This is a genomic window from Lutibacter citreus (assembly GCF_003260195.1).
Taxonomy (GTDB): domain Bacteria; phylum Bacteroidota; class Bacteroidia; order Flavobacteriales; family Flavobacteriaceae; genus Lutibacter; species Lutibacter citreus.
This window is the reverse complement of the sequence record NZ_QEIH01000006.1, coordinates 245,558-258,960: the sequence shown is the minus strand read 5'-3', so window position 1 is coordinate 258,960 and position 13,403 is coordinate 245,558. Positions and strand designations below refer to the sequence as shown.

General features: G+C 30.3%; 6 protein-coding genes. All 6 read left to right on the top strand.

Annotated elements, in window-relative coordinates; translation table 11 throughout:
* Nucleotides 1-8: 8 nt before the first annotated feature.
* The 6 genes from DAD81_RS13970 to DAD81_RS13945 all read left to right on the top strand — a co-directional run bounded on the left by DAD81_RS13970 (nucleotide 9) and on the right by DAD81_RS13945 (nucleotide 13,340).
* On the top strand, nucleotides 9-2,942 hold the full coding sequence (locus tag DAD81_RS13970; RefSeq protein ID WP_111708897.1) for an outer membrane protein assembly factor BamB family protein: 2,934 nt from the start codon (nucleotides 9-11) through the stop codon (nucleotides 2,940-2,942).
* A 223-nt stretch (nucleotides 2,943-3,165) separates the two neighbouring features.
* Entirely contained in the window at nucleotides 3,166-4,272 is a 1,107-nt protein-coding gene (locus tag DAD81_RS13965) for a T9SS type A sorting domain-containing protein (protein WP_111708896.1), read from the top strand.
* A gap of 126 nt (nucleotides 4,273-4,398) precedes the next feature.
* A complete protein-coding gene (locus DAD81_RS13960; protein WP_111708895.1) occupies nucleotides 4,399-5,709 on the top strand; it encodes a T9SS type A sorting domain-containing protein in 1,311 nt (436 codons plus the stop codon).
* Nucleotides 5,710-6,143: 434 nt separating this feature from the next.
* Nucleotides 6,144-8,981 (top strand): PQQ-binding-like beta-propeller repeat protein, encoded by a 2,838-nt coding sequence (locus DAD81_RS13955; protein ID WP_111708894.1) that lies wholly within the window; start codon nucleotides 6,144-6,146, stop codon nucleotides 8,979-8,981.
* Nucleotides 8,982-8,988: 7 nt separating this feature from the next.
* Nucleotides 8,989-11,820: a PQQ-binding-like beta-propeller repeat protein gene (locus tag DAD81_RS13950; RefSeq protein WP_111708893.1), complete on the top strand. Its 2,832-nt coding sequence runs from the start codon at nucleotides 8,989-8,991 to the stop codon at nucleotides 11,818-11,820.
* Nucleotides 11,821-11,822: 2 nt separating this feature from the next.
* Nucleotides 11,823-13,340, top strand: a complete 1,518-nt coding sequence (locus tag DAD81_RS13945) for a T9SS type A sorting domain-containing protein (RefSeq protein WP_111708892.1) — start codon at nucleotides 11,823-11,825, stop codon at nucleotides 13,338-13,340.
* Nucleotides 13,341-13,403 lie beyond the last annotated feature (63 nt).

The window sequence follows — 13,403 nt, the reverse complement described above, 5'->3', positions numbered from 1 at the left end:
TATTATAGATGGGGGGTTTCCGTGTAAAAATATTATTAATTTTTGTGTTTTTATTTGCTTTGCTTAGTGTAGATGCTCAAAATACAAATCTTCTAAATCAGGATTATTTTGGTTTTGAAAAAGGAACAGAAAGTTGGAAAACGGATAACTCTAAAAATTGGGAATTCAATGCTTCAAAAAAAGCTTCAGGAGATTATAGTTTAAAATTTTCTTCATTAACTGAAGTTAATCCATTAATAAGTTTCGATACCAAAAAAACCATTTTAAAAGTACGCGTAGCAAAAAGTAAGAAGAACAATTATATTGTTGCTTCTAGTTATGAAGGTACTTTATTGGCTGTACGTTTTGATGGGAAAATTGTTTGGGAAAATGAATTATCTGGATTTATGAATCATGATATATGGTGTGAAGATATTACAGGCGATGATATAGATGAAATTTTTGCAGCAAATGCAGATGGAACTTTATATTGCCTTAATAGTAAAGGAGAACAATTATGGGAATTTAAGCCTTCAATTGCTCCGATGAATGCAGTTTGCGTGGTACGTAAAGATAACACACCTTATGTTGTTTGTGGTGGGTATGATTTAAACTATTATTACCTATCATCCACTGGAGATTTGGTTAAAACTATTGCCTCTTCAACATATTCCATAGAAACTGCTTTTGGGGATCATAAACCAGCTAATAATATACATTCAATCAATTTTTTAAGGAAAGTTAAAAAAGCAGATGGAAGTGATATGCTCGCTGTGTTGGGGACTAATAATAGTATGCAGGTTAAAGGGAGTATGTATTTGTTTAATGTTTTAGCAAATTTACCAAGTAGTTCAACTAAATTAAAAAACAATAAACCTACAGGAGAATTAAGAGTTTTTGACACCAATAATGATGGCGTAGATGAAATTTTTATGGGAACTAGTAGTCATTTAAACGATGCTAGTTTTGTTGAGTTTAATACAAACAATCAAGAGCAAATAAAATTTGAACTGAAGACATTAAGACCAAAAACGGATAAAACGCCTTATAGAGTTGCTCAGGCAGATGCTTTTAAAGTGGGTGATTCATATAATTATTTTGTATTAATGGGTACAAGTGCAGTTATTATTTCCTCAGATAGAAATGTTAATAATGCGGAGGTTTTAACTGCTAATTATGCATTTAATGATATGTGGATTGATCATTCTTCTGAAAAAATAATTTTAGCAAGTGCACAATCTGGTGGAAGTGCTATTCATATTTTAAATACAAAGATTGATGGATGGAAAAACTCATTTTTAAATATTGAACCAGTTGGAAAAATTGCTTCGATATTAGAAAATACTCAGAAAATTAGAAATAATTTAGAAAATTTTGAAAAGCCTAGTTGGGAAAATTCAGAACCAGTTATTTTAATGACAGAAAGCATTACTTCAGAAGTGGCATCAATTGTAGATGATATAAAAACGAATTATACATCGCCGTTATTTTTAAAATCGACATTTATGCCCAAAGTAGAAAATTGGGATAGAAGTGGATTGGCAAATGAGGTTTATAAAAATAAGCGTGATGGAAGAAAAAAATATGAGCTAACAAGTCAAGAAGTTCAAGATATATTAATACCAACTTTTAAAAATGAACCAGGTATATCCTATTGGGGTGGTCACGGAAATGATCCTTATATGATTAATACACCTACGCTTAAAAAAATAATTGACGTAGCTAAAACTGAAGGTAAATATAATATAATGATTTATCCTGAGCTAGAATCTTATTCCGATGATTTTGCTTGGGTGTTAAATGATCATTTTTATCCTTTAGCAGAATATTCAAAAGGAAGTAAAAATAAAATTTATGTTAGAACAAAACATACTTTTTGGCAGTCTCATGTGCATATGCCGCTATGGTCAAAATTAGTTTCTGGAGAATATGCAGATGTTTTTGTGCCTTCAATGGAGGAAACATCTGGTAAAACCATGGATTTTAGTGTTGCTGGGAGAATGGGTGTTTGGATAAGTGGTTCGGTTAATAATTGGGGAGCAAGAAGTGTTCCAGACAATCCAAGTTTTGATAGATTGAGACAGTTTTCAAATCAGAAATTACCAAATCATTTTTTACGTCAAATGGTTTATAATATTGCTTCTGGAGCTACATATATTAATAATTTTGCTGTAGATCAAGGGTATATGAGTTTATTGTGGGAACTGATTGCAAAGGGAGCGTTGTATGTTCCACAACGAGATGAAATATTAAGTATTTCACCAGTTCATTTAAGTATGTTGGAGCCAGATGCAGATTATGCGTTGGATGGAAGCGGTGTAAAATGGACATCTTATTATGATGAAAATTTTGAGTTAAATACACCAAGAGTTTTTAGTAGAATGAATGGAACTTGGCCTGGTTCTCCTGTAACGGAATGGGATTTCTCTAAATATGCTTCAGGAGCAAAAGATAGAAGACAACATTTTTTGCCAACATATAAAAACGGATTGGTCTTAATTACACCTCCAAGTGAAGTAATAGGAAAAGAATCACCTAGAGGAAAGTTAACTGATCACTTGCATCCGTTTTATGCGGATAAAATGAAGGAATATTTTACGGATGGGAAATATTATTTCTCGGCTTCTTCTGGTGGAACTCAATACAACGCAGATACATATTATAAAACAATAAAATCGGATATTGAAAACAGCTCCTCTAAATTGCCAATAACAGTTTCTGGTGATGTTTCTTGGGTGGTGGCGCAAACTTCACCAACGCATTTGAGATTAACCATAATAGATAACGGATATTTAAATCCAGATGATAGAATTGCATTTGTAAGTTTTAATAATATAGTTCCTAAAAAAATAGTGGATGTTTTGGATGGAAAAGAGTTTAAAACATCAAATTCTATGTTAAATGTTGAAATACCTTGCGGAATGTTTCGCTTTATAGATATAGAATTAACAAGCCCGTTTTAGATTTATAAAAAATAAATGTGTGCTAAATATTATAAATATAAAAGGTTTGTGATTCTTAACAAGGGTTAAGAAGTCCATGTTACAGATACTTAAAAGTGCACATTATTATTAAAAAAGACACACTTCTACTTCTATTAGTTCCAGGTTGCGGAGCAAAGCCGAAGTATAAATTGGTACAACAACTAAATGATAAAAAAAGACAATACAATTAATAATATTGAAAATGAATTTTAAAAAACAACAACTTAGTTTTTTTACTTTCTTTGTAGGGTTTCTGTTAATTTCAGCTCAGTTGTATTCTCAAAAATACAATCAGATTACCTATAAAATTATTGGAGGCGAATCAGTAGAAGATGCGAAACTTAATTTGCAAGAAGGATCTTACCAAATGTCTTTAAAAGTTTGGGTTGAACCTAATGCTTATATTGAAGGAATAAAAACAACTATAAAGCCTATTGGGAAATCTTTAGTTTGGGAATTTGAAGATATTGAAATCGGTAAATGGGTTACTTTAACAAACGAATTTTCTATTGATAATTCAGTTGAAGGAGGATTATTAATAATTCAATTAATAGAGGATACAATTTTTGGAGTTGGAGAAGGAAATTTTTATATAGATGATATAGCTATAGTATTGAAGGCTAATGAAGTTTTTGATGATAAATTCACCATACAAACAACAGGAGAAACTTGTGCAGATAAAAATAATGGTACCATTGAAATTGATGCAGGTTCAACAGAAAACTATGCAATTACATTAAATGGTATTCATAAAAGTACTTTTTCTGATAAAACCATTCTCGAAAATATAAATCCAGGTGAATACGTACTTTGTATCTTTTTAGCCGAAAAAAACTTTGAAAGATGTTTTAATGTAAAAATTGAAGAAGGAAATACAATTTCTGGAAAGGCCTCAATAAAAGCTAATAAAGCAAGTGTTCAGATAGAAAAGGGGACACCGCCTTTTAATGTGAAAATTAATGGTGAAACTGTTTTAGAAACACAGTTTTATAATTTTGAAATTAACGTTCTTCCTGGTGATTTATTAGAGGTATCAACAACCATTAATTGTGAAGGTGTTTTTGCGAAAAATGTGGATATGTTAAATGACATTTTAGTGTATCCAAATCCAGTTTCAAGTCTTCTTTATATAAAAACGCCAATAAATAGTACTGTTTTAATGCACAATAGTTTAGGCTCTTTAGTTAAGAGAATAGAAAAATCAAATGGTTTTGTAATTATTGATACTAGCAATTTATCTAAAGGATTGTATACCGTGAATATTATTAATAATGAGAATTCATTTAAAAGAAAAATTATAATAAGATAGTATTTAGTAACTTAAGTGTTTTCAGGTATATATAGAGAGATTATGGCTTGTTGCTTTACAAATTTTTCTATTTTTGTAAAGTTCCCACATTAATAAAATGTCCCCGTTTTTTTAATTATACATAATATGGATATAAAATTACGTAATTTTTTTTTATTGCTTTTTATAGTTGTAGGGTTGCATATTCACTTAAATGCGCAAACGACATTTACAAATGCAGATATTAGTAATAGTAATTGGGATACACCAGGTAATTGGTCTGCAGGAATTCCGGATGCAAACGATTTGGTAACTCTTGAGGCAAGTCCAATTCTAAATGTTCCAGGCGTAGCTTCAGGTATAGTTTTGGGTGTTGGTGGTGATCATTCAATAACAGGTGTGATGGGTACTACTTTAACATTAAAATGTTTGGATCAAGAATATGTTATTTTAAATCAACAAAATGCAGTTTTAAATTTTAATTGTGATCTAGAAATTGATACAAATCCTTCTGGTAATACTACTGCAGTTATAGAAACAACAGCTGGTCATATCAATAATAAAATTATTTTTTCAGCCAATAAAACCTTAACAATAATAAATAAAACATTAAGAATTGACAATGAATCTAATAATGTGATGGAATTTAATGGTATAATTGAAGGAGCTGGAAACATTTTTATTCATAAACAAACTAATTCTAATATAGTATTTGGAAGTGGATCTGATTTAACTAATCATTCAGGGGACGTTTCATCTGGAAGTATTTATGATGTGTTAATTAACTCTATAAATTTATTTAGAGATGTTAATACAGAATTATTATTAAGAAACAACGGAGGTTCAGTAACCATAAATGGAGCGAATTCAATTGAAGGCCAAATCACAGCAACAGCAGATGAAGATGGTAGCGACTTAACAATAAATATTAATGCAAACCAAGATAATATTAAAGGTTTTAATTTTAAACAAGATAATAATACCTTAACCTTAAATATTAAGAATACAGTTTTAAACGTAACTGCAGGGGATATAACTACTGAAGGAGCATATACTTTGGTAAAACTTAATATTGTAGGTTTCAAGGAAGATGTGCTAAAATTTACCACAACACTTACTCCAACACAATTAAGTTATATTACTCATGATGGTGCTCCAGGAGCATTAGCGCAAAGGACTACAGGAGAAATTGTTTATGCAGCTACATTAGGTGTTGAAGATTATCAACAATTAGAAGGTGTAAATATTTACCCAAATCCAGCTAGTGCTGAATTAAGTATAGACTGTCCTTACGGAAGTGAAATTGGCGTTTATAATCTAAAGGGTGTTGAAGTAAAGAACATTAAAAATGCAAATAAAAGCTATAGAATGCCAGTTGAAGAATTGTCTAGTGGATTGTACATTGTAAAAGTACAATCTGAAGGAAGGTTTTATAGTAAGAAAATACAAATAAAATAAGAATTTATTTTTTTTATTAAGAATACAAAAAAAGGCTGTCTATTTTAATTAGGTGGTCTTTTTTACGCATAGGTACAAAATATGTATTAAGGGGTACACATTCATTTAGAGATTGTTATACTTTTAAACTTTGTAAAAATAAGATGTTTTTAAGTTTTAGAATATGTATTTAATACAGTTAAAGATTCATGTTATTTTGTTTGATTAATATGTTATAAAAAGGAAGTTTGCGCTTCCTTTTTTTATACCCATACATACATTAAAAAGATTAACAGATACAAAACATTTTACTAGTAGTTGTTATTTTAACATCTATATGAAGAAGTCTATTTTTATACTGAAGTTTCAATCTTAAATTATAATAAAAATTTAAGAGCTGATTTTCATGTTGAAATTAATTCTTTAAAAGAGGTTAATTATAAAGAAGATATAAAATGAAGTTGAATAAAATATCACAATTTTTAATAGTTTTATTTCTATTAATTACAAATTTGTTTCAAGCTAATTTAAATGCTCAAAACGCAAAGTCTGTTTCTAATAATGGGTTTTTGAGTTTTGATACAGGTTATACAATTTCAAAAATTAGAACAGCCCAAAATAAGGCTACTTCATATATAGTTGCATCTAGCTACGAAGGAACAATTATAGGAGTTTCTTATAGTGGAAAAGTATTTTGGAAAAATGAGCTATCAGGTTTTATGAACCACGATTTATGGTGTGAAGATATTACGGGTAACGGTATTGATGAAATTTTAGTTGCAAATGCAAACGGAACGTTATATTGTTTAAATAATAAAGGTGAATTATTATGGGAATTCAAGCAGAATAATGCTCCAATGTATTCTGTTTGTACCATAAAAAAAGATGATAAAAACTATGTAGTTTGTGGAGGTTATGATAAAAGCATCTATTATTTGTCTTCAGAAGGAAAGTTAGTTAAAGAAATTTCTTCATATAATTATTCAGTCGAAAATCCTTGGCAACCTTATCCAAAAGCTATTCCAGATAGTACGTGTCATATTGCTAATTTTATTAGAAAAGTAAAAAAAGCAGATGGAAAAGAAGTGTTGGCTGTGCATGGTGTTATTCATACAATGGCAATTCAAGCTAGAGGTTCTGTTTATCTATTCAATCCGTTAGAAGAGAAGCCTTATAAAACTATTATCTTAGAAGGGGTAAGGCCTTTAGGAGAGTTACGTAGCGTAGATTCAGACGGTGATGGGAATGAAGAGCTTATTGTAGGAAGTACAGGAATGATTCAAACTGCTAGTTTATTAAAAGTTGATATAAATAGTGATATTCAAAGTCAATATCATATTAATGCTATAAAAAATGGAATTGATAAATTTGGGTATCGCATTGCTCAACCAGAATTAATTTCTGATAATGGAGTGCCTAAATATTTTGTTTTATTTGGTGCTAGAATTTTATTGGTACCATTAGATTTTAGTATAAACAAGACCCAGGTTTTAGTAAATAAATATTCTTTTAATGATATGTGGAAGGATACTAAAACTGGTAATATTATACTAGCAAGTGCTCAGAGTGGAGGTAGTTGTATTTCTATAATTAATACTGAGAATAAGCATTGGAAAACAGCTTATGAGAATTTTAATCCTAAAGGAAAAATAGCTAAGATTTTAAAGAACTCTGTATCTCTTAGAGAGAGTTTAAAAATTTTTAAAGCTCCAAAAAGAGAGCGAACTCCTTTGCCAGTATATTTAATGTCTGAATCTATTCCAAGTACTGTTAAAGATTTGGTTGAAGATATTAAAACCAATTATTCGAGCCCAGTATTTTTAAATGGAGCAAATTCAGATAAAGAAAAATGGGATCGTTCAGGTATTTTAAACCAACGTTATAGAGAGCGAAGAGATGGTAGAATGAAATATATTTTAAGTCAGGATGAAATACTTGAAAAAGTACTTCCAAAATATGAGAACGCTCCAGGAATATCTTATTGGGGTGGTCATGGAAATGATCCATATATGTACCAGTTAAGTACAAATAAAAAAATATTGGATGGTGCAAACGGTAAAAAAACAGTGCAGATTTTCCCTGAATTGGAAGATCATTCAGACAACTTTGCCTATGTAATGGAAGATTATTTTTATCCGTTAGCTAAACACGCGAGTGATAAAAATGGTCAAATTTATGTACGTACCAAACATTCATTCTGGCAAGCGAATGTATATTTACCAATGTGGTCTCGATTATTGTCTGGTGAGTTTTCTAGTGTTTTTGTTCCTTCAATGGAAGAAACAACCGATAAATCTATGGAGTTAAGTTTAGCTTCTCGATTAGGAATTTGGACAAGTGGAGCTACTGATAGTTGGGGTTCGCGTTGTGCAAGAGACAACCCTAGTTTAGATAGGTTAAGACAACATTCACATCAAATGTTACCAAACCATTTTTTAAGAACAATGGTATATCAAATTTCACAAGGCGCTCAGTATTTACACAATTTTCCAGTAGATCAGGAATATATGAGTATGTTGTGGGAGTTAATTGCTAAGGGAGCTTTGTATGTTCCAAAGCGTGAAGAAATAGTTAGTTTTTCACCAGTGCATTTAAGTATGCTTCCTCCAAATGAACAATTTTTAGAAGAAAGTAGCAATACAAAATGGACTACTTTTTACAATCAGGAATTTGAAGAAAATAATCATTTTGTGTTTAGTCATTTAAATGGTTCTTGGCCTGGTGCCCCAGTTACGGATTGGGATTTTTCAAAATACGCAGCAGGTGTAAAAGATAGAAGAGTGAATTTTTTGCCTTCCTATGAAAATGGATTGGTATTAATTACACCTCCTCAAAACGGGGTTTTTGCAGATAAAGCTGCTCCAAGAGGCAAACTTACAGATCATTTACATCCCATTTATAAAAATATAATGAAGGAGTTTTTAACCGATGGGAAAGATTATTTTTCAAAAGACGGTAAACAACAATTTTTGGCAAATTCTTATTATAAAACGGTTGAAAAAAGTATTAAAGAAAGTGCTAAATTGCTGCCTATAACTGTTAAAGGTAACGTTGCTTGGGTTGTAGCGCAAACGTCACCAAAACATTTAAGATTAACCATTGTAGATAACGGATATTTAAATCCAAATGATAGAAAGGCGGTTGTAACCTTTAATACAATTAATTCTAAAAACGTGGTTGATATTTTAAATGGCGAGAATTTTGAAACTAATAAAACAAAACAAATTACCATAAATATTCCTTGTGGAATGTTCAAATTTATAGATATAGAATTAGAAAAACCTCTTCAATAATTAACATATGAGAAAAAATTTTTACGCAGTTATATTAGTGTTGTTTACATCAATAATTCATGCAAATACAATTAGCTTTAATAGTGAAATAAAAGGAGATCCAGCAATTGTAAGCATAGAAACAGGATTAACAATTTTAAAAGTAAGAGCAGCTCAAAATAAAGGAAAATCATATATAGTTGCTTCAAGTTTTGAAGGAACAGTTTTAGGCGTAGATTATAAGGGTGAAGTTCTATGGAAGAATGAGTTGTCGGGTTTTATGAATCACGATATTTGGTGTAAAGATATTACAGGTAATGGTAAGGATGAAATTTTAGTAGCCAATGCTAACGGTACTATTTATTGTTTAGATTCTAATGGAAAAACCTTGTGGAGTTTCAAAAAAAATGATGCTCCAATGTATGCTGTTTATGGAATTTCAAAAGGAAAAGAAACCTATGTGGTAGCTGGAGGTTTTGATAAAAGTATTTATTATCTGTCTTCAAAAGGAAAAATGATAAAGGAAATAAAATCTAAAACATTTTCTATTGAAAAACCTTGGAGTAAGTATAAAAAGGAAATGCCAGAAAGTAATGTTTCAACGTCTAATTTTATAAGATCTATTAAAAAATCTGATGGAACCGAGGTTTTGGTTGTTTTAGGTACAAATAACCATATGAATGTGCCTGGGACATTGTACTTTTTCAATGTTTTTGAAGATTTACCATTTAAAAAAGTAAAGATTGAAGCAACAAAAGAACTGAAAAAGAAAATTAGAATTAGACCTTTGGGCGATTTTAAAGTTGCAGATGTTGATAATGATGGTAATGAAGAAATAATTTTAGGGGCTTCTGCTCACGCTAATGATTTGTTGGTTTCAACATATAATTTAACTCAAGATAAATTTAGTTTTAACCAAATTACAAAAGTAAAGTTTGGATATGATATAGCGCATAATGCAATTATTAATCAAAATGGTAAAAACACTTATTTAACAAGAGCAGGAAGTCAAATTCATTTGTATACTGCAAATTCAACACAAAAAGAAGTTGAGCGATTAATGAGTACCTATTCTTATAACGATATGGTTAAAGATGAAATAACAGGTCGTATAATTTTAGCTAGTTCACAAAGTGGAGGAAGCTGTATTCATATTATAAATACGGATAACAAAAACTGGAAAAAGGAATTTGAAAATTTAAAGCCAAAAGGTAAAATTGCTGAAATTATTTCCAATACAAATTCAGTTAGAGAAAATTTAAAAAAGTTTAAAAAGCCATCAACTCAAAATAACTCACAACCTGTTTATTTAATGACAGAAAGTGTGCCAAATAGTGAATTGGCATTAAAAAATGAAATAGATAGAAAGTATAAAAATCCTATTTTTTTAAACTCAATATTTTTAAGAAATGTAGAGAAATTTGATCGATCATCTTTAGCAAATGAAAAATACAGAAAAGCCAGAGATAGAAGAAAAAAATATACTCTAACGCAAAACGAAGCTATTGAAACTATTACAAAAGAATATGAAAATGAGCCTGGAATTGCTTATTGGGCGGGACACGGAAACGACCCGTTTATGTTTAGCTTAAACACTACTAAAAAAGTTATTGATGAGGCAAAAGGTAAAAAAACAGTATTAATTTATCCAGAGGTTGAAGATCATCATAAAGAAAATTTAGACTTTTTAGTGAATGATTTATTGTATCCGTTAGCTAAATATGCGCAAGGTAAAAATACAAATGTGTTTCTACGTTCTAAAAATGTGTTTTGGTTAGGTTCAAACTATCTAGAATCTTGGTCAGGTTTAATGTCAGGTCAATTTGCCGATGTTTTTGTGCCTTCAATGGAAGAAACAACGGATAAATCTATGGAATTAAGTTTTGCAGGTCGTATGGGAATGTGGACTAGTGGAGCAGTAAATGGTTGGGGAACCAGATCGGTGCCCGATAATACTTCATTTGATAGATCAAGGCAATTAGGTTACCAAAGATTGCCAAATCACTTTTTGCGTATGTTAATATTTCATACTTCAAATGGAGCGCAATTCATTAATAATTTTCCTGTTAATCAAGAATATATGAGTGTTTATTGGGAGTTGATTGCTAAAGGAGCTTTATACGTTCCAAAACGTAATGAAATAGTAAGTATATCTCCGGTTCATTTAGGTATGAAAGATCCAGATCATCACTTTTTAAATGATGGTGCAAATGTTAAATGGACAGTTTTTTATAATGAGGAATTTGAAAATAACAATCCATTTGTAATGAGTAGATTAAATGGGACTTGGCCTGGTGCACCAGTTACTGAATGGGATTTTTCGAGATATGCTGCGGGAGTTAAAGAAAGAAGATTGAACTTTTTAGCGCCTTACCAAAACGGATTGGTTTTAATTACACCACCTCAAAATGGTGTATTTGCTAAAAATGATGTTCCAAGAGGAAAATTAGTAAATCATTTACATCCATTATATAAAGATATAGCGAAAGAATATATTACCGATGGTCGTAATTATTTTTCAGCAGATGGAAAACAAACATTTAAAGCCGATGAATATTATAAAGTAGTTGAAAAAGATATTAAGGAATCAGCAAAAAAATTACCAATTACGGTTTCAGGTGATGTTGCTTGGGTTGTTGCGCAAACCTCACCAAAAAATTTACGATTAACAATTATTGATAATGGTTATGTAAATCCTAAAAAGAGTAAGGCATTTGTTAAATTCAATACAATAAAACCTATTAAAATAAAAGATGTTTTAAGTGGCGAAGAATTTCAACAAACAAATGCATCAACTACTATAAATATTCCTTTAGGAGGTTTTAGATTTATTGATGTTGAGTTAAAAGAGAAATTATAAAAATGAATAAGTTTAGTATTTTAGTATTTACATTGTTTACTTTAAGTATTTCTGCACAAATAGATAATGAGGCTAATTTTTATACAGTCGTGGGAAATGCAGATTATAATTTAACTCTTGTATCAGATAATAATTTTGCGACAGATGATAGTGATGATTTACAGGATGATATTGATGAAATTGAAACCAATGGAGGAGGAGTTTTAACTATACCAGCAGGTAATTATTCTTTTGGTAATGTAAATCTAAAATCTAATGTTCATATAGAAATTAATGAGAATGCCGTAATTCGTCCTTTTTATGAAATTCCAGCAAGTGGGAAGCTTAAAAATTATGCGATTTTTAAGTTGGGTTCAAATACAAACCCTATTGAAAATGTTAGTATTATTAATCCTAGTGGATTAAAATTTCAAGTAGATTTAACACACAATATTAATCCAAATGTTGCTGTTGTAAATTGTATTAAGGTTACCAATTTTTTAGTGGCAAATTTTAATGTTGAAGATAGTTATACTAAATTTTCATCAGTCACAATGGGCGGTGATTTTTACAATAATGTTTATGCTTTTCCTACAAATGGTATTGTAAAAGACTTTAATATAAATAATGCTCATTATGGATATGGAACTGTTCAAACACAATCTGCTAAAAATATATTATTTAAAAATTTATCTGGTACAGGAGGAGCAACTTTACGTTTAGAAACAGGAGCTACAGCCTTAAATGATTTACAAGTTGTTGGGGAGCCAAGAGTTGGAGGTTTAGATGAAATTGTGGCTCGAAATATTTCTAATACTAATGGAAATAGCGCTGTAATGATTTCGCCACACGCTATACACAATGGTACAGTAGATGTTGAAGGTGTAACTATGGTAAGTAGTGGTTTTGCTGTTAGAGTTGAAGGTGGATTTATTTCTAATGATTATGACCAAACAATTGGTTTAACAGATGGAACTTTTGAAAGTGTGCGTATAAAAGATGTTACGGCTACTTATGGAGTTATAGCTGAATTAAAAACTAAACATTATAAATATTACCCACCAGAAATTACAGGTTCAACTACGGAGGCTTCGTATCTTGAGGCTGGAGAAAAAAGAGTGTATATAGGTGAATCTGTTGCGGCTGTTTTAGCAGAAACAGATTATGCTTGTACCAATGGAATACAAACGGTGGTTATTGAAGCGCCTATAGTTGCAAATGGTTTTGATTATCAAGAGCCAGTTATTCCTGAAGAATATGTTAATTTAAATTGCTCAACACTGGGTATAGGTGATTCGGTTGAAGAAGGATTTTTCGAATTGTTTCCAAATCCAACTTCTGAAGTTTTAAGAATTAAATCTTTAAGACCTTTAGAAGCAGTTATAGTTTTTAATGCTTCAGGCGGTATTATGCTGAATAAAATAGATAAACTAGGTGAATTTGAAGGTAATATTGATGTTTCTAACCTATCAAAAGGGGTGTACTTTGTGCAAGTGTTTGTAGGTCGTAATTTTTTCACTAAAAAAATTCTAATTAAATAATATTTAGCCAAAGGTTTATTTAATTTTGAATAGAAATATAGATAAATTAATAATGAAAATAAA